We start from the raw sequence: 21,352 nt of genomic DNA on the forward strand, positions 1-21,352 counted from the left end.
CCATCTTATTGCTACCCTAGTATATGGAAGGAGCCCATCCGATGTGTTTTTATAAATGACTACTTATTCTGCTGACAGGACGGACATATATGTGTGCCCCGTCCGGCCACGACTAACTTCTCGAGAGGGGTATCGCAAACTTTACAGTTCTCCCCTTTACGGCCGTATACATTAAGTTCCAATTGAAACATCCCGATTTGACCTTGTGAGTTGACATACGAACGGATCGTGCTTCCGCCTTTTTCCACCGCTTCGCTCAAGGTAGCGATGATTTCGGCATGCAGCCTTGTGATTTCTTCCAAGGTAAGGGAAGAGGCCTTGCGTTCCGGATGGATACCGGAGCGGAACAATGATTCGTCCACATAAATATTACCGATTCCGACCACGACGGTTTGATCGAGAAGGACAGGTTTGATCTTCCTATTCGTTCTAGCAAGTTTCGCACTCAGTCCTTCGATAGTGAACTCGTCCGATAAGGGTTCAGGACCTAAATGTAGAAGAGGCATCTGCTCCATTTCTTCACCTTTGCGAAATAAATGCATCGTCCCGAATTTGCGGACATCCCGGTACCTAAGCTCACTGCCGTCCGTGAAAGTGAAGATGACATGGGTGTGCTTGTCGTACGTTTCTTCTTTTAAATGCACCCCGTATTTACCTTCCATCCTTAAATGAGAGACCATGGCATAATCATCCAAGGTAAAAATGAGAAACTTGCCCCGACGACCAATATTTTGAATCGTCTGCCCCTTTAATGCATCTTGAAATTGTTCAACTGGTTCAGGTGCCTTGATGATTTTCGGCCAAAGGACGGTAACCTCCATGATTTCCTTTCCCAAAACAAGTTGCTCTAATGTTCTTCTGACGGTTTCCACTTCAGGAAGTTCTGGCATTCATTATCACCTATCTTTATTTATTTGGCATCAAACCATGTTGGTCCGTATGCATAATCCACTTTTAGTGGAACGTTCAATTCAATCGCGCTTTCCATTTCTTCCGGTACGATTTTCATCAGTATCTCAAGTTCCTCCGGCGGCGTTTCGAAAATCAATTCATCATGTACTTGCAGGAGCATCCTTGTTTTAAGACCTTCCTTTTTTAGACGATCGTTCATATTGATCATTGCAAGCTTGATGACATCTGCTGCACTTCCCTGAATTGGGGTATTCATCGCTGTCCTTTCAGCGAAACTGCGTATATTGAAATTACGGCTCGTAATTTCAGGAATGTAGCGCCTTCTTTGTAAAAGCGTTGTACTATATCCGTTCTTACGCGCTTCATGAATGCTTTCTTCCATATAATCTTGCACGCCCGGGAAGCTTTTGAAGTACCTCTCGATGAACTCCCCCGCTTCTTTTCGTGTTATTCCAAGACTTTGCGACAGTCCATAATCACTTATTCCATAAACGATTCCGAAGTTTACGGCTTTCGCGTGGCGACGCATGTTCGAGGTAACCTCTTCTGAAGGCACATGAAATACATCCATCGCTGTCCTTGTATGAATATCCATCCCTGCCCTGAACGCGTCAACCAAACCGCTGTCATTAGCGATATGCGCCAATACTCGAAGTTCGATCTGTGAATAGTCGGCTGCGAAAATAATCCAACCCTTTTCAGAAGGAATGAATGCCTGTCTGATTTTCCGACCTTCCTCTAGACGAATCGGGATATTTTGCAGGTTAGGGTCCGTGGAACTCAAACGCCCTGTTTGGGTCAATGCCTGATTGAAACGGGTATGTACCTTATCCGTTTCCCGATTCACCACTTTTAGCAAGCCCTCGATATAGGTGGACTGCAGTTTCCCCAACTGACGGTACAGCAGGATTTCTTTAACGATATCGTGCTTACTTTCAAGTTTTTCGAGTACATCTGCTGACGTGGAATAACCGGTTTTTGTCTTCTTCAATACGGGAAGCTCCAATTTCTCAAAAAGAATCATCCCAAGTTGTTTAGGCGAGTTAATATTGAATGCTTCTCCAGCCAAATCGAATATCCGTCCTTCAATGCTTCTTAAGCGGACAGCCAATTCCTGTCCCATGTTGTTTAACCTTCCGATATCGACCTTAACGCCCTGCCATTCCATGTTTGCAAGAATGATGGACAAGGGCAGCTCAAGATTGGTTAACAAATCATATTGTTCATACTCGTGCAATTTTTCGACCATCGGTTCCTTTAATCCAAAAATCGCCTTCGCTTTTCTAGCAATATGCTCACTAAGCTCGGCATCTCCAGGTATCTTTCGTCTTGCTCCTTTTCCATAAAAAACATCATCGCTTTCAAGGCGGACCAGACCTTGAGTTTTTGTGATCTCCGCCACCTCATCTACAGACTCCCCGGGATCCAAGATATAGGATGCTAAAAATACATCAAAATCGATGCCCTTTATATCGATTCCGCGATGACGCAGAAGCACAACCGTGCGCTTCGCATCATAAACCGTTTTCTTTTTGGTCTCATCTTCCGCCCACGTCTTGAACAAATCAGACGTCAGGGCTATTTCACCCGGGAAATAAAAATTCCCCTGCTCATTACAGATGGAGATGCCCAATATTTCTGCATGGTGATAATTATCTTCGAGAATTTCGAGGTACAGGGCATTTTCATCAGACAACATTTCCGGCTTCAATTCCGAACTTACCTGAACATTAATGTTTTCCTGTTCTAGCGGTTCCCCCCCTGAAACGTCCAATTTATCAAGAAGTGTTGAGAAACCTAATTCTTTATAAAAATCTATGACCTTTTCCTGGTCCATTCCGTTGTACTCAGTTTCAGCCACGGCCACTTCAATAGGAGCTTCTCTTGTAATTGTCGCAAGCTCTTTACTTAGCAGGGCAAGGTCTTTATTCTCTTCAATCTTTTCTTTTAATTTCTGGCCGCTTACCTCATCAATCGATTGGAGCAGGTTTTCGACCGTTTCGAACTGATGCAACAATTTAAGCGCCGTTTTCTCGCCTACCCCTGGAATTCCCGGGATATTATCAGATGAATCACCCATCAACCCTTTCAAATCAATGATTTGCACGGGAGAAAGGCCGTATTTTTCATGGATATGTTTTGGTGTATATTCTTCAATTTCCGTAATGCCCTTCTTCGTAATCGAAACTGTCGTGTTCGGTGAAGCTAATTGCGTCAAATCCTTATCACCCGAAATGACCTTCACCTCAAAATCATCTTTCTCTGCCTGAAGGGAAAGCGTTCCGATAATATCATCGGCTTCGTAATTTTCCAGTTCATACCGTTTTATTTGGAAGCAATCAAGCAGCTCCCTGATGAAGGGGAATTGTTCGGATAGTTCAGGCGGTGTTTTTTGACGCCCTCCCTTGTATTCCTTAAAGAAAGCGTGTCTAAATGTCGTTTTACCCGCATCGAAGGCCACGAGTATATGAGTTGGCTTTTCTTCTTCAAGGATACGATTGAGCATCATGGTGAATCCATAAACCGAATTCGTATGCACCCCTTTATCATTATTCAAAAGTGGAAGCGCAAAGAATGCGCGGTAGGCTATGCTATTTCCATCTATAAGTACTAACTTTTTATTCAAATTTGTCTTCCTCCAGTCACACCCGTTTTATGTAGGTCGGCTTCTATATATTCACACAAAAAAAACCGTTCATCTTCTTTCCATTCTACCATGAGTAGAAGTGGAAAGAAAAATGAACGGCTATGTGATTATTTAGTATTTCCCATTAACAAGCTAGCGTACGGGGAATCGGACGGTAAAATGATCACCGTTTGATCACCGACCGTTTTTTTGTAAGATTCCAGCGTCCGGTACAGTTTATAAAATTCAGGATCCTTGGAGAATGATTTATTATAAATCTTGGCTGATTCTCCCTCTCCTTCAGCACGTATGACTTCTGCGTTGGCTTGCGCAGTTGCAAGCAATTCCGTTACCTTTCGATCCGTATCTGCTATGATTCCATTCTTCTTCGCGTCTCCCTTTGATAGATACTCCTGCGCTTTCGATTCCCGCTCGGATATCATCCGCTTATAGACTGATTCCTCATTTTCCGCTGGCAAATCAGTTCGTTTGATTCTGACATCGGTAAGGCTGATTCCGTAGTTGTCCTTCACTAGGAGGTCGTTCACCTTTTCTGTGATTCGGTCATTCAAGCTTCCTCTAGAAGACTTCTCATCATTGATGATTTCATCATAATCCAGTTGTCCCAACTCTGAACGGACCGCAGAATAGATGAACTCTTCCATCCTTGTTTCCGCGTTTTCCAGCGTCCTAGCATTGGTGATCAATTTTTTCGGGTCTTCTATGCGCCAGACTGCATAATTATCGATCAACATCCGTTTTTTATCTTTCGTATTGATTTCAGCTTCGGACACATCGGAACTCATTTGATACTTAGGTAAGGTCACAACACTTTGTATGAATGGTACCTTAGCCTTTAAGCCTGGCGTTTTATCAATTCTAACCACTTCACCGAATTGGCGGACGACTTTGTATTCCCCTTCTTTGACAATATACACATTCGTGAAGATGATTAGCATTAAGAGGATGAAAATAATGAAGAAAATCCCTATCTTGACATAGCCTCTCCATTGAAAGTCGCCTTTTTTGAGCTCACTGAAATCGATCACTTTTCCGCTCATGGCTGGGTGCCCCCTTTCACTGTCGACTCTTCACTAGGTGTCTCTTCATTAGGTGTCTTTCCACTATCCGGTGCTTTCGTTTCCTCTTCATCAGGGACAGGCAGTGTTTTCGTTTCTTCTTTTTCTAATGGACGAAGCGGCAAATATTTCATTGTATTTCCGTCATCGTTCATGATATATATATCCGCGTTCGGCAATACCTGTTCAAGCGTCTCTATTATCAGACGGTCTCTTGTGATATCCTTATTGCCTTTATATTCACTAAACAACTTTTCAAATACCGCCACATCACCGCGAGCCGCTTCGGTACGGGCTGCTTTATCGCCGTTTGCTTTTGAAATAATGGCGTCTTTCTCCCCTTCTGCTTCATTAATCCGTTTATTTGAATATTTATTGGCTTCATTGAATTTTGTATTCGCTGTCTCCCGGGCGTCGGTTACATTCGTAAAGGCTTTTCGCACTTCTTCATTCGGTAGTTCCACGTCCTGTAACTTAACTGCTGAAATCGAAATGCCCACATCATATTTGCCCATTAACTCTGATAGTAACTCACGAACGTCCGCTTCAATTTGCGCTTTCCCTGAAGTGAGGGCGTCATCGATTATCGTACTACCGATGATGCTCCTTAAAGCAGCGGAAGTCGTATCATATAAGATTTTCTGTGGGTCATCCGAATTGAATAGATATTTAGGTGGATCGGTAATTTTCCATTGGACAACCAAATCAGCCAGCACAATGTTCTCATCGCCGGTAATCATCTTCGTCTCCCTCGGATACTCCGTTACCTTTCCGCCTTCTTCCTTGTACCCAAATTGGAGGCTGAACGTTTCCTTGGATAGCTTATGAACCGATTGAATCGGCCAAGGCAACTTAAAGTGAAGGCCTGGTTCAGTTATCGTCTCTTCCACTTTACCAAACGTCATTATAACGGATTGATCTGATTCATCTACTGTGTACCATGTGGTTATAGCCACCACGCCAAGAATTAAAATGAGAAAGACAAGTCCCGTCATCATATAAATCCTTTTCAAGCTAACGATATGTATCACCCCTTATTTGGTGTTATATCTTATTTACGCAAAGAAAGAGACAAAGTTTCGTAAAATTTAAAATATTTACAAACCATCGAACATACAACGCAAATTATTTCACATAGAAAAAAAGCAGGGACGAGTATCTCCCTGCCTTTCCTAACTCCTTGGATGAGGGGTTGTACAATAATTGTAACCCCCCATTATGAAGTTCGTTTTAAGGGAGTGTAAATCCTGTGTAAACTCTACACTTTCCCTTTCAACTTTTTATTGAATGTCACCGTGAACGTCGTACCGGTTCCCGGTTTACTTTCTACCTTAATTTTTCCTTTATGAACTTCCACGATATGTTTGACGATGGCAAGACCGATTCCGGTGCCTCCTGAATCACGACTTCTCGCTTTATCAATTCGATAAAATCGTTCAAATATCCTCGGAAGCTCTTTTTCCTCAATTCCGATTCCATTATCCTGAATGATGATATCCACGGTTTGTTCATTCTCCCTGACTATTGCTGATACAACCCCACCATTAGGAGTATAGGCAACGGCATTAGTAATTAAGTTGATGAACACTTGTTTGATTCGATCGGATTCCCCTTCAATAAACACCTGAGTTTTGGGGACCTGGATTTCAAGGGAGATTTTTTTTCTTTGTAACTTGCCAATCAGCATCTCTTGAATTTCCTTCAGGATATTTGTGATATCCACCTTGTCTGTTTTTAGGACAAATTCCTGTTGTTCCATTTTGGATAAATTAAGAAGTGCCTGGATGAGCTCTTGAAGCCGATCACTTTCGTTCAGGATGATCGATAAAAAGTGCTTCAAAGTTTTTTCATCTTTCCAAGCCCCATCCAATAGCGTTTCTGAGAATCCTTTAATGGAAGTAATCGGTGTCCTTAATTCATGGGAGACATTGGCCACAAAATCCTTCCGCATTTGTTCGAGCCTTTTCAATTCGGTGATGTCATGGTAAATAAGCAAGATACCCTTCCATTCATCATAATCACCTATGATTGGGGCACCATAGATTTCGAAATGTTTCCGTTTAAGGGAAAGCGGAATTTTCACCTGGCGTTTAATCGTCTTTTCCGTCCTGAAGATCTCTTCGATCAGGGCTATGACTTCTTCGTTTTTAATCACTGAGTAATAGTCTTTATATAAGAATGTATGCGCGTCCACATCAAAGGTTTTCTTGAATTCCCGATTAATTAGTGTTGTATACCCTTTGCTGTCAATTAACAGGACGCCGCTTCCCATATTTTCAACGAGTGTTTCTAGGCGGTCTTGGTTCATTTCCCTCGCCATTTCCGTTTCTTGCAGATTTCTTGCCAATTTGTTCAATGAAGACGTCAACATGCCTGTTTCATCAGAATGTTGCTCGAATTTACGCGTTCGATAATTCCCTTTCGACATTTCGATGGCTGCCATTGTAGCCTCTTCAATCGGCCGGGTGTAATAGGAAGTAATTTTGCTTGCCAACATTAAGATGATAATCAAGGCGGTCCCTAAACAAACCACCAATATGCTCCACATTTGTCGATTGACTTGTTGAATCGCTTCGATTTCATTACTATGGACGACAAAACCTTCTATCTCGCCATCCTTTTCAACGGCGCCCCAATAATAGTGAAGATCCGATTCACCATCCACCACTTCGTATCCTTCCCTTTGATCTTTCCCTTTTTTTAGGGTAATCTTTCTAAGGACATCCGCATGGCTTTCACGTAACTCATTGGAAGAAGTCGAATCATATAAAATTTCTCCTTCCGCCGAGAGAATGGTTAAGTTAGATTCGAGCAATGGCGTTAATTTAGACGTTTTACCTTTTTCCAAAAAGGATATGATACCACCATGTTCTTTTATATATGTAGAAATGAAAAACGTTTCATTTTGAATACGTTCATTAAAGGTTTTAATATAGTAACTTTTGAAAAGGTGTCCCAACAATAAACCAACGGCCATAAGGACAACCATCACCAGTGCGATGAGGGTGAATAAAAGTTTCTTACGGTACGTCGTCATTCCTTTTTAGGCTCCTCAAACTTATAGCCCAAGCCCCTTATCGTTTTTATATAGAGAGGTTTTTTTGTATCCTGCTCAATTTTCTCCCTGAGGTGACTGATGTGAACATCCACAATACGTGAATCTCCGGCAAAATCATAATTCCAGACGGTGCTCAATAACTGATCTCTGGTCAAAACTCTTCCTTTATTCTTCAATAGGTATAAAAGCAATTCAAATTCCTTTGGAGTCAATTCTAATTGTTCTTCATCGAAGTATGCTTCATAACGATCCGGAAAAATTTTCAAATCACCTATTTTAAGTGATTCATTCTCTTGGTCAACATGACTATCATTACCATCAGATAACTGTGATCTTCTGAGTATCGCCTTAATCCGTGCAACTACCTCACGAGGGCTAAAGGGCTTTGTCAAGTAATCATCTGCCCCTAACTCCAGACCAAGAACCTTATCAAATTCATCATCTTTGGCAGTCAGCATCAAAATCGGGATATTGAGTTTTTGTTGACGAAGCTGTTTACATACTTCTAGCCCATCCAATTTGGGTAACATTAAATCCAATACGACCAAATCCGGACGAAGCTCAACAGCAGCCCGTAGACCTTCTTCCCCGTCCAAAGCTGTAATTACAGAATAACCAGCCTGCTCTAAATTGTATTGCAGTAAGGTAATAATTGATTGTTCATCATCCACTACGAGAATTTTCTTTGACATTAGATCCTCCTGAATTTTGTATTACCCTTAAGACTTTTCATTGTCTACTCATCCAACTCTATTATAAAGAATAATAACGAAAAGTCACACCTAAAAAGCCTCTCGCCATCTTAATCTTACCATCCAACCGAAAGCAGCCCCACCTCCATACATAAAAAGACCGCCTGGATAAATGATAGGGAACGGCTTAGCCTTCTCTGTCATTTTTGGGGCAGTCTCGAAAAGAAGAAAATGGGTTCTATTTTAATATTTGCATTACTGCTTTAACAGAATCAACCGATTTAGAAAGTGCTGCTTTTTCACTCTCTGTCAATTCCAATTCGATGATTTTTTCAATTCCATTGGCACCCAGTACGGTTGGCACGCCTAGGTAGATTCCTTCAAAACCATATTCCCCTTCAAGGTAAGCGATCGATGGAAGAACGCGACGTTGGTCTTTAAGGATTGATTCAGCCATTTCTACCAAAGATGCAGCTGGGGCATAATAGGCACTACCGTTACCAAGAAGGTTGACGATTTCTCCGCCGCCGGTACGCGTACGAGCAACGATTGCTTCTAATCGATCTTGAGGAATCAATGATTCTATAGGAATTCCGCCAGCGTAAGAATAACGTACTAGAGGAACCATATCATCGCCGTGTCCACCAAGGACGAAACCAGTGATGTCTTTAACGGACAAGTTCAATTCTTGAGCGACGAATGTACGGAAACGGGCTGTATCAAGAACCCCGGATTGCCCAATCACCCGTTCTTTAGGGAAACCTGATTCTTTATATACGGTGTAAGTCATTGCATCTACTGGGTTAGTTAAAACGATGATTGTTGTATTTGGAGAATGTTTGACCACTTCTTTCGTTACAGCTTTCATAACTTTTTGGTTTGTTTGCACTAAATCATCACGGCTCATGCCTGGCTTTCTCGCGATGCCTGCAGTGATGATAACCACGTCTGAATCAGCTGTATCCGAATAGTCGGAAGTACCAATGATAGTAGCATCAAATCCTAGGACCGGACCTGCTTCAGCCATATCAAGTGCTTTACCTTTTGTAGGGTTTTCTGCTTGTGGAATATCAACTAAAACGATGTCGCCGAGTTCTTTTTGGGCTGCAAGGAATGCTGCGGTTGCACCAGTGAAACCAGCGCCGACCACTGTAATTTTTTTACGTGTAGACATGTTAATTCCTCCTTGAAATATGCAAATATTCCGGAATACTTTTAACATCTGTATACAATTATACGCCTTCCGGAAAAGAACCGGTATCGGCTCTTTTCCTAAAGGCGTCATAAGTAAAAATTAAAGGTTTTTGATTAGTTCGTCAGCGAACTCAGAACATTTAACTTCTGTTGCGCCATCCATTAGGCGGGCAAAGTCATATGTAACAACTTTAGAAGCAATTGTTTGTTCTACTGATTTAGTGATGCTGTTAGCTGCTTCATTCCAACCAAGGTGTTCAAGTAAAAGAACGCCTGAAAGAAGAACTGAAGAAGGGTTAACTTTATCAAGACCAGCATATTTAGGAGCAGTACCGTGAGTTGCTTCGAAAATAGCATGTCCAGTTTCATAGTTGATGTTAGCTCCTGGAGCAATACCGATTCCGCCAACTTGAGCAGCTAGTGCGTCAGAGATATAATCTCCGTTTAAGTTCATTGTTGCAACAACATCAAACTCTTTTGGACGAGTTAGGATTTGTTGTAAGAAGATATCGGCAATAGAATCTTTAACGATGATTTTGCCTTCAGCTTCTGCAGCAGATTGTGCTTTGTTAGCAGCTTCTGTGCCTTCAGCTTCTTTGATTTGATCATATTGATTCCAAGTGAACACTTTGTCAGCGAATTCTGTTTCAGCAACTTCATAACCCCAAGTTTTGAATGCGCCTTCTGTGAACTTCATGATGTTACCTTTATGAACAAGTGTTAATGATTTACGACCTTCTTTGATTGCGTAGTTAAGTGCTGCGCGAACAAGACGTTTTGTACCTTCTTCAGAAATTGGTTTGATACCAAGACCAGAAGTTTCTGGGAAACGGATGTTTTTAACACCAAACTCATTTTGTAAGAAGTCGATTAATTTTTTCGCTTCGTCAGAACCTTTTGCATATTCGATACCAGCATAGATGTCTTCAGTGTTTTCACGGAAGATAACCATGTCAGTGTCTTCAGGACGTTTAACCGGTGAAGGTACACCTTCGAAGTAACGTACTGGGCGTAGACATACGAATAAGTCTAATACTTGACGCAATGCTACGTTCAATGAACGGATACCGCCGCCGATTGGAGTTGTAAGTGGTCCTTTAATAGCGATTAGATATTCGTTGATGACATCAAGAGTTTCTTGTGGAAGCCATTCGCCCGTTTGGTCAAATGCTTTTTGTCCAGCTAAAACTTCTTTCCATTCGATTTTCTTTTCGCCATTGTATGCTTTTTCAACAGCTGCGTCTAAAACGCGTACTGCTGCTGCCCAGATATCAGGACCGATTCCGTCTCCCTCAATGAAAGGAACGATTGGATTGTTTGGTACGTTAAGAACACCGTTAGTAACTGTGATTTTTTGGCTTTGTGTCATGTCTCTTTACCTCCGATTCAAATTCAAAGGCTAGCTGGTCTGCCTTATAATTCTGACAGAACCACTAACCTTTTTTACCCACATCTATTAATTTACTACAAATCCGATGAAATTAAATATAAATTTCGAAAAAACTTTTTATTTATTCGAATTTTTTATCGATTTTCAATTGGTACGTATTTTTGCATACCTGGTCCAACATACTCTGCACGTGGACGGATTAGGCGGTTGTTTGAATATTGCTCAAGGATATGAGCGATCCATCCTGATGCACGGCTCACTGCAAAGATTGGTGTGAATAGGTCATGCTCGATACCCAGACTATGGTATACGGAAGCAGAATAGAAATCTACGTTTGGCGGAAGATTCTTTTGACCAGTCACGATTTCGTGAATTTTAATAGACATCTCATAATATTGAGGTTGACCAGTAAGTTCAGTCAATTTTTGAGACATTTCTTTAAGGTGTTTAGCACGCGGGTCACCTTTACGGTATACACGGTGGCCAAAGCCCATGATTTTTTCTTTGTTTGCTAATTTTTCGTTGATATATGGCTCTACGTTTTCTACTGAACCGATTTCTGTTAGCATTTTCATAACTTGTTCGTTGGCTCCGCCATGAAGAGGGCCTTTTAGTGCACCGATTGCAGAAGTTACACCTGAATAGATATCAGAAAGTGTAGCTACACATACACGGGCAGTAAATGTAGAAGCGTTTAATTCATGGTCAGCATGTAGAACTAATGCTTTATTGAATGCTTCTTCTTCGATTGCAGTTGGTTCGTTACCACTTAACATATATAAGAAGTTAGCAGCAAAGCTTAAGTCCGTACGTGGTGCAACCGCTTCCTTACCTTGGCGGGTACGTGCGAAAGTTGTTACCAACGTCGGGATCTTAGCTTGGATGCGGATCGCTTTACGGTAGTTAGCTTCTTCGCTCATTACGTCTGCTTCTTCATCATATAGACCAAGAAGAGAAATCGCTGTGCGAAGAGCACCCATTGGATGTACTTTGTCAATTGGGTATGTTTTGAAATGGTTAACAACTTCTGCAGGAATCTCTGCATTTTCAGCAAGTTGTTTCGTTAATTCAGCTAATTGGCTTTTGTTCGGAAGAGCTCCATGCCATAATAGATAAATTACTTCCTCAAATGTGGCATTTGTAGCTAAATCATCGATATCGTACCCAACGTAAGTTAGTGTATCATCGATAATGGAGCTTACGGATGAAGTGGTTGCTACCACGCCTTCTAGACCTTTTGTTGCTGTCATATAAAATCTCTCCTTTTTCTAAAATTCCCCTATACCCTTGCTCATTACGTATAAATATAGCGCTTCCAAGAGTTAGCTATCCTACCCAACCATCTATTTTTTAGCTGAAGGCATGCATAACCGAATGAAAGTGTTCACACAGTGTGACACAAACAATAGTAACGTGCACGACTTATTATAATCGCTTATACGAATTCTAAAAATTAATGCTTGTAGTACGCTTCCTAGTGAGCGCTTGCTCAATAACTACACTCTTTTAAGATTTTTTAAAAAAATTAATATTTTTTAATCCTAATATAATGACTCGGCATAGTTACAACATCATTATAAACAATAATCACTTTTTTGGGAATGAAAAGCGCTTAAAATATGAAAAAATTATTATTTCATTAGAAAAATTCCAATTGCTAAACCATCCATTTTTTTTAGTTTTTTCAGAGGGTTTTTCGTAAAAAAAGAATCCAACCAGAATATATACGACATAAGGGAGATAAAAAAAATCCCAGAAGAATGAAAAAATTATTATTTATTTATAGTATGATCATTTAAAAAAATCGAAGATCTGCATGCATAAATAAGCAATTCCAGCCCCAATCAACGGACCTACCGCAACACCTTTGAATAATGCGACCGCCAGAATCGTCCCAAAAACCAACGCGGTAGTGATATGCGGGTCATGAGAAAGTAAGGTGATTCCATTTTTCGCTATCAATGCAACCGCTATTCCAGAAGCCAATGCTATCCATGCATAAGGCGATTTAATCGCATCCCCAAGTTCCTTAAAACCAATCGCCCCGTTAGCAATCGGGATCAGCACTGAAATGGTAATGATCGTAACCCCTAAGTTGATCCCTTTTCCTTCTAGATAGGGGAACACTTTTGTATCAAGACCAATGACTTTCATAAGTAACAAAAAACCTGCAGCTGCAATGAGTGATGTGTTTTTCCCAAACCATCCTATGGCAGCAAGTAAAATTAAAAATATGACTGGACCGTTTACCATACGCCCCCTCCTCTCCCTTTTTTGTTATCTTACCATAACAAACTACCCCTTTTCCTCATTCTAAATCCAGGTATTTATCAGGACGCTGAAAGAAAAAGTTCAAGATGGATCCTAAAAGGAACTTTCCTTTCTTTTCCAACACCGTTACAATTATAATACAAATGCAATGTAAGAAGGAGGGAATATCTTGAACCCTGTTTTCATCTACCGATTCATCCGATTCTTGTCAGTCATCGGGAGTATCCTTCTAGGCGGAATGGCATTATTTTATTTATCAAAGTATACGTATCCATTTATCATTGCCATGATCATCGCTTTCTTGATGAACCCCCTTGTTACTTTCCTCGAAAAGAAAGCTCACTTGCCGCGTGGTCTTGCTGTATTTGTCTCTCTATTACTCATTTTTCTGGTTTTTGCCGGACTTATTACCCTCTTGGTTACCGAAATCATTTCAGGCACTAATTACCTTGCGGGTGTGATCCCCGAACATATCGAAACCATCGTGGACTACATAGAAAAGCTCATTTCCACCAAGATTATCCCCTTGTACAATCAAACGGCTGCCATGTTCAATACGTTAGATAACGAGCAGCAGGACACCATCATCAAAAACATCCAAAATATTGGTGAATCAATCACTACCGGGGTCAGCAGTTTCATCCAAACATTCTTAAAGAACATTCCGGCCATCATCGGCTGGTTTCCTACTACTGTAACAGCACTTCTGTTCACTTTATTAGGCACTTTCTTCATCAGCAAAGATTATGACCATTTTGGGCGAATGACAAGCAACGTATTACCGAATAAGGTGTTTTCCGGGGCCAAGCGTTTATTTCGTGATTTAAAACGAGCATTATTCGGGTTCATTCGTGCTCAATTCACACTCGTCTCATTAACGACCGTCACCATCTTGATTGGATTTCTTATCTTGGGCGTCAAATATTCGATAACCATTGCGTTAATTTGTGGCTTAGTCGATATCATCCCCTATTTAGGGACAGGTACCATCTTCATTCCGTGGATCATCTTCGAATTCATTTCAGGGAATACCAGTCTTGGCATTGGGTTGTCTGTGCTGTACATCATCGTTGTTGTCCAGCGCCAATTGATAGAGCCAAAGGTACTTTCTTCTAGTATTGGCTTGGATCCACTTGCCACTCTCATCGCCTTGTTCATTGGATTTAAATTGATCGGGTTCCTCGGATTGATTGCCGGTCCAGTGGCACTGGTCATATTCAATACGCTTCAACGGGCTCATGTCTTTAAAGCCATTTGGTCGTACATCATGGGTCCTGATACAAAAAAACCAACCCCTAATAAATTCCTTTAAGTTTCATAGAAAACGGGCTGTCTCATAAGTCCTTTTTCGAGTAAAATAACGCAAAATTGAAGAGGCAGAAATGTTGTTAAATCAACATTTCTGCCTCTCTCTATTCATTCAATTCAGGCTTAACTACCCTTTTTGGGACAACCCCTTTTCTAGCTATTATTTTGATGTTTCGAACTGTTCTGCTTCCGTAGAACCAGCAAGTGCCGTTGTAGAGGAAGTTCCACCCGATACAACTTGTGCCACTTCATCAAAGTAACCAGTTCCAACCTCACGTTGGTGACGGGTTGCCGTATAGCCATCCCCTTCACTAGCGAATTCTGCTTGTTGTAGTTCTGAGTATGCTGCCATTCCACGTTCTTTATACCCAAGAGCAAGGTTGAACATGCTGTGGTTCAATGAATGGAAACCTGCAAGTGTAACGAACTGGAATTTATAGCCCAATTTACCTAACTCGATTTGGTAGCTAGCAATTTCCTCATCACTTAATTTAGCTTTCCAGTTAAAGGACGGTGAGCAATTGTATGCTAGTAGTTTACCAGGGAACTCAGCGTGAATCGCTTCCGCAAAACGGCGGGCATCTGCAAGGTTTGGTTCGGATGTTTCACACCAGATAAGGTCGGCGTATGGTGCATATGCAAGGCCCCGGGCAATTGCTTGGTCAAGACCTGCTTTCGTACGGTAGAATCCTTCTGGAGTACGTTCGCCCGTGATGAATGGAGCATCGACTGGATCGATATCATCCGTGATCAAGTCTGCAGCGTCAGCATCTGTACGGGCAATTAATAGAGTCGGAGTTCCCATTACGTCTGCAGCCAAACGAGCAGAAATCAAGTTACGAACGGCAATTTGTGTTGGAAGGAGAACTTTACCACCTAAATGTCCACATTTCTTCTCGGAAGAAAGCTGATCTTCAAAATGGACACCGGCTGCTCCAGCTTCGATCATCCCTTTCATCAGTTCGAATACGTTAAGGGCCCCGCCAAAACCTGCTTCTGCATCAGCTACGATGGGAGCGAACCAGTCGATATCATCTTTCCCTTCAGCAAAGCTGATTTGATCGGCCCGTTGTAGTGTTTGATTGATACGTTTCACGACTTGTGGTACAGAGTTAGCTGGGTATAAGCTTTGATCAGGGTACATTTGTCCTGCGATGTTAGCATCCGCAGCAACTTGCCAGCCGCTTAGGTAGATTGCTTTCAAACCGGCTTTTACTTGTTGCATGGCTTGGTTACCAGTTAGTGCTCCTAGTGCATTAATGAAATCTTCTTCTTTCAGGAGATTCCATAGTTTTTCAGCTCCACGGCGTGCTAAAGTATGTTCGATATCGAGGGATCCTCTTAATTTGATCACTTCTTCAGCCGTATACGTCCGTTTGATCCCAGTCCATCTTGAATCATTTTCCCAGTTTTGTTGTAATTGTTCTACTCGTTCATTCGTCATTATATTTTCCTCCTAATTTATATTAGATCAATAATTAATTGAATATTAAGTCAATTTTTCGTATGCAGGATTTGTTAGGAAATCAGCAAATTCGTCAGCCACAATCAGTTCTTCAAATAGTTTAGTAGATTCTTCAAATTTCCCTGATTGGAAAGCTTCTTCCCCAATTTCGGATTTAATGACTTCCAACTCTTCCTCTTTGATTTGATGGAATAATTCTTCCGTTACTTTCCTGCCATCTTCCAATATGCCTTTAGGATGGCGAATCCACTGCCAAACTTGAGCACGGGATATTTCTGCTGTTGCAGCATCTTCCATTAAGTTATTGATGGGAGCCGCCCCTCTACCACATAACCAAGAAGCGATATACTGAATGCCGACGTTTATGTTCGTCCGTAAGCCAGCTTCCGTAATCGTGCCTTCGGGTATTTCCAGCAAGTCTTTAGCAGTTACTTCTACATCCTCACGTTTGCGGTAGATTTGATTCGGTTTCGGAACAAGAAGGTCAAACACTTCCTTCGCGGTACTTACCATGCCTGGGTGAGCAACCCATGTACCATCATGCCCATCTCTTGCTTCACGTTCTTTATCGGCACGGACTTTCGCAAAAGCCTCATCATTCTTGGCTGGGTCATTCTTGACCGGGATTTGGGCAGCCATTCCGCCGATTGCCGGAGCATTCCGGGTGTGGCAAGTCTTGATTGCAAGTAAGGAGTAGGCTCTCATATTAGGAACAGTCATTGTAACCTGTAATCGATCTGGGAAAATTACGTCTTCTGAATGACGGAATTTTTTCAGGAAGCTGAAGATGTAATCCCAACGACCGCAGTTCAAGCCAGCGGAATGATCTTTCAACTCATACAAGATTTCATCCATTTCAAATGCTGCAAGAATGGTTTCGATTAAGACAGTCGCTCTAATTGTTCCCTGCGGAATTCTTAAATCATTTTGGGCATATACAAAGATGTCATTCCATAATCTAGCTTCGAGATGGCTCTCCATCTTCGGCAGATAGAAATACGGCCCGCTTCCTTTTTCAAGTAATGCCTTCACATTATGGTAAAAATATAGACCGAAGTCGAAAATGCTGGCGGAAATAGGCTTTCCGTTTAAAAGAACATGTTTTTCCTCTAAATGCCAGCCCCGAGGCCTTATTTTTAGGACTGCCGTTTTTTCATTCAATGTATATACTTTGCCATTTGGGTTTTCAAATGAAATGGTACCACGGATGGCATCCCGCAAATTCAGTTGACCATCTATACAATTTTCCCAAGTAGGTGAATTGGCATCTTCAAAGTCGGCCATAAAAACAGAAGCACCCGAGTTTAAAGCATTTATAATCATTTTACGATCAACCGGACCCGTAATTTCAACCCTGCGATTTTGTAAGTCCTTCGGGAGGGGGGCAATCGTCCAATCGCTTTCACGGATATGTTTCGTTTCCTCCAGGAAATCAAGCTGCTTGCCTTGATTTATTTCCTCTTGAACCGTTTTGCGTCGTTCTAAAAGTTCCCTTCTTCTTTCCCCGAACTGCCGCTCAATTCTTTCAATAAATTGAAGGGCTTCCGTCGTAAGTATTTGTTCATATCCTGGCTTGATATTCCCTGTAATTTGTAAGCCTTTGGCTTCAGTAATCATGTTGCTTTCCACATCCTTCCAACCCTTAATGTTATAATACAGTTATTTTAATTCCTGTTTGTATTATATAACACACTGTATAAATTTGTCACCTAATTTTCTTTTTTTTTTTAAATACAGATTAATTCGACTGAAAAAAGCTTGGTCTATCAACATTCTAACAACAAAAAATAATAAATATTCAGTTTTCTTTTTTCAATTTCCTTCTTCAGTGACTAGTTTGTCGAATGATACAGAAGAAAGAAGCTACATTCCTATCGTCAGACGGAATCTAGCTCTTTGCCATGCAAACAAACACGATTGGAAGCGGAAGGGAATTATCCAGTTAAACAAAAAAGGGCTGTCCACGTTGTTACTTGTGGACAGCCTTTTACTATTTATGTTGGATGATTGTTACTTTTCCTTTGTTCATCCTGTTCATCATGAACCGAATAACAATTGGTTTTAAAAGGTTACGCGTGGGTGGAAACACTAGGATTAATCCCAAAATGTCCGAAATCAGTCCCGGTGAAAGCAGCAGAGCAGATCCAATGAAGATACAAATCCCATCTATGATTTCATTTCCGGGCATGATCCCATGACGAAGTTGTCCCTGTGCCTTTTTCCATGTTTCCATTCCTTGACGTTTAGCCAAATAAACTCCGATTAAACCAGTGGCAACAATAAGGAACAGCGTTGGCCAAAAACCAATTAGATTGCCAGATAATAAGAGGACAATGATCTCAATGATAGGCATTGCGATGATAAACAATAAAAAGTACTTCATTTACATTCCTCCTGCACAGCCCACTTCTGGTGCGGTACACTTATCTTACATCATCGATTGGATTTCATCCAAAATTTTGTTTTATAAAACTTTGGCGTGACCATCGTAAATGATTCCACGGCTAGCATCGACCGTGATTCTCTGTCCATCCTTAAAGACTTTCGTGGCATTTTCTGCCCCGACAATGACAGGAATGCCCAAAGTGACACCGACAACTGCTGCATGGCTAGTCAAACCGCCTTCTTCAGTAATCAATGCGGCACATTTTTCTATTGCCGGCATCATTTCACGATCTGAACCGAGAGTAACCAAAACAGATCCTTCTTTTACTTTTTCCACGGCTTCCTTGGCATCCTTGGCAACTATCACTTCGCCCTTCGCCGTTTTCCTACCGATCCCTTGAGCCTTCAATAGAACCTCTCCTAACACATGAATTTTCATCAAGTTAGTCGTTCCTATTTCACCTACAGGCACACCAGCGGTAATCACTACTAAATCGCCGTGGGAAACAATTCCGGATTCAAGGCTTTGATCAATCGCTGTTTGGAGCATATCATCCGTCGTTTCTGCTTTAGGTCCCATCTGTGGATAAACTCCCCAGACCAGTGCAAGCCTTCTTGATACGCTTTCGTTTGAAGTAACAGCGATGATAGGAGCTTTTGGACGATATTTAGAAATCATTCGTGCCGTATGACCGCTTTCAGTTGGTGTTATGATCGCACCAGCATTAAGATTTAGAGCAGTATGTGCAACCGATTCTCCAATAGCATCGGTTACGTTATGTCTGTCCACCTTGCTATTTCTTGTAAGAATGTCCCGATAATTCAGGGCAGTTTCTGCACGCGAAGCAATGTTATGCATAGTTTGAACCGCTTCGACTGGATATGTCCCTGCAGCTGTTTCGCCGGAAAGCATGATTGCGTCCGTTCCATCGAAAATCGCATTGGCCACGTCACTTGCTTCTGCACGTGTCGGACGTGGATTACGTTGCATGGAGTCAAGCATTTGTGTAGCTGTTATGACTGGTTTCCCAGCGTTGTTACATTTCTTAATCATATCTTTCTGAACTAGTGGCACTTCTTCTGCTGGGATTTCAACGCCTAAATCACCACGAGCTACCATCAATCCATCTGCTACTTCCAGAATTTCATCGAGGCGATCTACCCCCTCTTGATTTTCGATTTTAGGGATGATTTGAATATAATCTGCTCCATTTTGCTGTAATAACTCACGAACTTCCAGTACATCTGAAGCCCTGCGGACGAAAGAGGCAGCTATAAAATCAATTCCCTGTTCGATACCAAAAAGGATGTCCTTTTCATCTTTTTCCGTAATACCCGGCAATTTAACTGAGACGCCAGGTACATTCACGCCTTTTTTATTTTTCAATGTACCACTATTTAAGATTTTCGTATGAATTTCTTTTTTTACTTCATCAATTTTCAACACTTCAAGACCAATCAAACCGTCATCCAGTAAAATTCTAGATCCAGCTTGTACATCATATAATAGACCTTCATAGGTAATGGAGAATTTCTCTGGTGTCCCTAAAACCTCTTGCATGGAAATGGTTACTTCGTTACCTGCCGTCAATTCCATGGAGCCATTCTCCATATTGTTCGTCCGAATTTCCGGACCTTTTGTATCAAGCAAAATAGCAACCTTTTTCCCCGTTTTCTCTGCAGCTTCCCTGATGTTGCGGATTCTTGCAGCATGCTCCTCATGATCACCATGAGAAAAATTCAGCCGTGCTACATTCATTCCTGCCTCGATTAATTGAACCAATTTTTCTACACTTTCACTTGCAGGACCAATCGTACATACAATTTTAGTTTTGCGCATGGTGTCAACCTCCTATAAAGATACTGAAGATACTCGTCGTCTACCGATTTCAATGACGGAGAAGGACGTAGTATTTAACATATTTTTTTAATGCTCATTTTCGCATCATATTCCCATTAAATAGATAGTTCCTCTGATAGGTCATACATTTTCTTATCAATCGTGTGCTGCTTTCCTAAGGCCTCAATGATATCATAATCAACTAGTTTATTTTTTTCAATTCCGACAGCCCTGCCTCCCAATCCTTCAAGAAGCAATTCGACCGCCCGTGCACCAAGCCTGCTTGCCAATACACGGTCAGCTGCAGTAGGAGAGCCTCCACGCTGAACATGACCAAGAACCGTCACACGCGTTTCAAATCCCGCTTTTGCTTCTATTTGTTTGGAGATTTCCATGGCACTGCCTACGCCTTCCGCAACAACAATGATACTATGCTTTTTGCCACGTTCATGTCCACGATTAAGCTTCCCGATCATCTCTTCCATGTCGAAATCATATTCTGGACAAAGAATCGTTTCGGCTCCTCCAGCAAGACCTGCCCAGAGTGCAATGTCCCCAGCGTCTCGGCCCATCACTTCAACCACATATGTTCTTTCGTGGGAAGTTGCTGTATCCCTGATTTTATCAATCGCATCGATAACCGTATTAAGCGCAGTATCGAATCCAATCGTAAAATCCGTTCCCGGAATATCGTTATCGATGGTGCCTGGAACGCCAATGCAAGGAAACCCACGTTCAGTCAATGCCTTCGCTCCAAGATAGGATCCATCGCCGCCAATGATGACAATTCCTTCAATGCCCACTTTATTCAATTGTTCGATTGCTTTTAACTGTCCTTCTTCCGTCTTGAATTCGGGACAGCGAGCAGTATGTAGCATAGTGCCTCCGCGGTGAATGATATCCCCGACAGAGCCAAGTTCTAGACGTCTTATGTCACCATTGATCAGGCCTTGGTATCCATGGTAGATGCCGTAGACTTCCATTTCATGAAAAATTGCCTTCCGTACGACTGCCCGGACTGCCGCATTCATGCCTGGAGAATCTCCTCCACTTGTTAATACACCTATTCTTTTCATAATGGTCACCTCTCCTACCGATCTCATGAAATATACTATTTGCTATCATTGTACCC

General features: G+C 41.7%; 16 protein-coding genes. 1 reads left to right on the forward strand and 15 read right to left on the reverse strand.

Going from position 1 to position 21,352, the window contains the following annotated elements; genetic code table 11:
• Positions 1–59: 59 nt before the first annotated feature.
• The 10 genes from mutM to ACIQXN_RS00905 form a co-directional block, all read right to left on the reverse strand.
• Complete coding sequence (gene mutM / locus ACIQXN_RS00860; RefSeq protein ID WP_402960777.1) at positions 60–890, reverse strand: DNA-formamidopyrimidine glycosylase; 831 nt, start codon at positions 888–890, stop codon at positions 60–62.
• 20 nt (positions 891–910) lie between these two features.
• A complete protein-coding gene (polA, locus tag ACIQXN_RS00865; RefSeq protein WP_402960779.1) occupies positions 911–3,538 on the reverse strand; it encodes a DNA polymerase I in 2,628 nt (875 codons plus the stop codon).
• A 128-nt stretch (positions 3,539–3,666) separates the two neighbouring features.
• Entirely contained in the window at positions 3,667–4,599 is a 933-nt protein-coding gene (hflC, locus tag ACIQXN_RS00870) for a protease modulator HflC (RefSeq protein WP_402960781.1), read from the reverse strand.
• Positions 4,596–5,639, reverse strand: coding sequence for an FtsH protease activity modulator HflK (gene hflK / locus ACIQXN_RS00875; protein ID WP_402961704.1), 1,044 nt, complete (start codon positions 5,637–5,639; stop codon positions 4,596–4,598). The genes hflC and hflK overlap by 4 nt, the downstream gene beginning before the upstream one ends.
• A 236-nt stretch (positions 5,640–5,875) precedes the next feature.
• Positions 5,876–7,654: a two-component system histidine kinase PnpS gene (gene pnpS, locus ACIQXN_RS00880; protein WP_402960783.1), complete on the reverse strand. Its 1,779-nt coding sequence runs from the start codon at positions 7,652–7,654 to the stop codon at positions 5,876–5,878.
• Positions 7,651–8,367, reverse strand: a complete 717-nt coding sequence (locus ACIQXN_RS00885; protein ID WP_402960785.1) for a response regulator transcription factor — start codon at positions 8,365–8,367, stop codon at positions 7,651–7,653. Before ACIQXN_RS00885 ends, pnpS begins: the two co-directional genes overlap by 4 nt.
• Positions 8,368–8,605: 238 nt before the next feature.
• Entirely contained in the window at positions 8,606–9,541 is a 936-nt protein-coding gene (gene mdh / locus ACIQXN_RS00890) for a malate dehydrogenase (protein ID WP_402960787.1), read from the reverse strand.
• 120 nt (positions 9,542–9,661) lie between these two features.
• Complete coding sequence (gene icd, locus ACIQXN_RS00895; RefSeq protein ID WP_402960789.1) at positions 9,662–10,930, reverse strand: NADP-dependent isocitrate dehydrogenase; 1,269 nt, start codon at positions 10,928–10,930, stop codon at positions 9,662–9,664.
• A 155-nt stretch (positions 10,931–11,085) separates the two neighbouring features.
• Complete coding sequence (gene citZ / locus ACIQXN_RS00900) at positions 11,086–12,201, reverse strand: citrate synthase (RefSeq protein WP_402960791.1); 1,116 nt, start codon at positions 12,199–12,201, stop codon at positions 11,086–11,088.
• A gap of 541 nt (positions 12,202–12,742) precedes the next feature.
• On the reverse strand, positions 12,743–13,204 hold the full coding sequence (locus tag ACIQXN_RS00905; RefSeq protein WP_402960793.1) for a DUF441 domain-containing protein: 462 nt from the start codon (positions 13,202–13,204) through the stop codon (positions 12,743–12,745).
• Positions 13,205–13,391: 187 nt separating this feature from the next.
• On the opposite strand from ACIQXN_RS00905, the gene ytvI reads away from it, so the two are divergent.
• Complete coding sequence (gene ytvI / locus ACIQXN_RS00910; protein ID WP_402960795.1) at positions 13,392–14,534, forward strand: sporulation integral membrane protein YtvI; 1,143 nt, start codon at positions 13,392–13,394, stop codon at positions 14,532–14,534.
• A 156-nt stretch (positions 14,535–14,690) separates the two neighbouring features.
• Here ytvI and aceA read toward each other — a convergent pair whose 3' ends face one another.
• From aceA to pfkA, 5 genes are all read right to left on the reverse strand, one after another.
• The gene (gene aceA, locus ACIQXN_RS00915; RefSeq protein WP_402960797.1) at positions 14,691–15,974 is read right to left on the reverse strand and encodes an isocitrate lyase; all 1,284 of its coding nucleotides are present in this window, start codon (positions 15,972–15,974) and stop codon (positions 14,691–14,693) included.
• A 45-nt stretch (positions 15,975–16,019) separates the two neighbouring features.
• Positions 16,020–17,612 carry a malate synthase A gene (aceB, locus tag ACIQXN_RS00920; RefSeq protein WP_402960799.1) on the reverse strand — a complete coding sequence of 531 codons (1,593 nt, stop codon included), beginning with the start codon at positions 17,610–17,612 and terminating at the stop codon, positions 16,020–16,022.
• A gap of 373 nt (positions 17,613–17,985) precedes the next feature.
• Positions 17,986–18,378, reverse strand: a complete 393-nt coding sequence (locus ACIQXN_RS00925) for an FxsA family protein (RefSeq protein WP_402960801.1) — start codon at positions 18,376–18,378, stop codon at positions 17,986–17,988.
• 81 nt (positions 18,379–18,459) lie between these two features.
• A complete protein-coding gene (gene pyk / locus ACIQXN_RS00930) occupies positions 18,460–20,220 on the reverse strand; it encodes a pyruvate kinase (protein WP_402960803.1) in 1,761 nt (586 codons plus the stop codon).
• Positions 20,221–20,336: 116 nt separating this feature from the next.
• Entirely contained in the window at positions 20,337–21,296 is a 960-nt protein-coding gene (pfkA, locus tag ACIQXN_RS00935) for a 6-phosphofructokinase (protein WP_402960805.1), read from the reverse strand.
• Positions 21,297–21,352 lie beyond the last annotated feature (56 nt).

Origin of the sequence: Peribacillus sp. NPDC097295, from assembly GCF_044761665.1 — a bacterium.
Classification (GTDB): domain Bacteria; phylum Bacillota; class Bacilli; order Bacillales; family DSM-1321; genus Peribacillus.

What these genes read in the sequence shown, in the direction of transcription:
- pnpS (WP_402960783.1), bottom strand. Translation starts at nt 7,654, where the DNA reads ATGACGACGTACCGTAAGAAACTTTTATTCACCCTCATCGCACTGGTG.
- aceB (WP_402960799.1), bottom strand. Translation starts at nt 17,612, where the DNA reads ATGATTACTGAAGCCAAAGGCTTACAAATTACAGGGAATATCAAGCCA.
- mdh (WP_402960787.1), bottom strand. Translation starts at nt 9,541, where the DNA reads ATGTCTACACGTAAAAAAATTACAGTGGTCGGCGCTGGTTTCACTGGT.
- ACIQXN_RS00885 (WP_402960785.1), bottom strand. Translation starts at nt 8,367, where the DNA reads ATGTCAAAGAAAATTCTCGTAGTGGATGATGAACAATCAATTATTACC.
- ACIQXN_RS00925 (WP_402960801.1), bottom strand. Translation starts at nt 18,378, where the DNA reads ATGAAGTACTTTTTATTGTTTATCATCGCAATGCCTATCATTGAGATC.
- ACIQXN_RS00905 (WP_402960793.1), bottom strand. Translation starts at nt 13,204, where the DNA reads ATGGTAAACGGTCCAGTCATATTTTTAATTTTACTTGCTGCCATAGGA.
- icd (WP_402960789.1), bottom strand. Translation starts at nt 10,930, where the DNA reads ATGACACAAAGCCAAAAAATCACAGTTACTAACGGTGTTCTTAACGTA.
- pyk (WP_402960803.1), bottom strand. Translation starts at nt 20,220, where the DNA reads ATGCGCAAAACTAAAATTGTATGTACGATTGGTCCTGCAAGTGAAAGT.
- aceA (WP_402960797.1), bottom strand. Translation starts at nt 15,974, where the DNA reads ATGACGAATGAACGAGTAGAACAATTACAACAAAACTGGGAAAATGAT.
- hflC (WP_402960781.1), bottom strand. Translation starts at nt 4,599, where the DNA reads ATGAGCGGAAAAGTGATCGATTTCAGTGAGCTCAAAAAAGGCGACTTT.
- mutM (WP_402960777.1), bottom strand. Translation starts at nt 890, where the DNA reads ATGCCAGAACTTCCTGAAGTGGAAACCGTCAGAAGAACATTAGAGCAA.
- citZ (WP_402960791.1), bottom strand. Translation starts at nt 12,201, where the DNA reads ATGACAGCAACAAAAGGTCTAGAAGGCGTGGTAGCAACCACTTCATCC.
- pfkA (WP_402960805.1), bottom strand. Translation starts at nt 21,296, where the DNA reads ATGAAAAGAATAGGTGTATTAACAAGTGGAGGAGATTCTCCAGGCATG.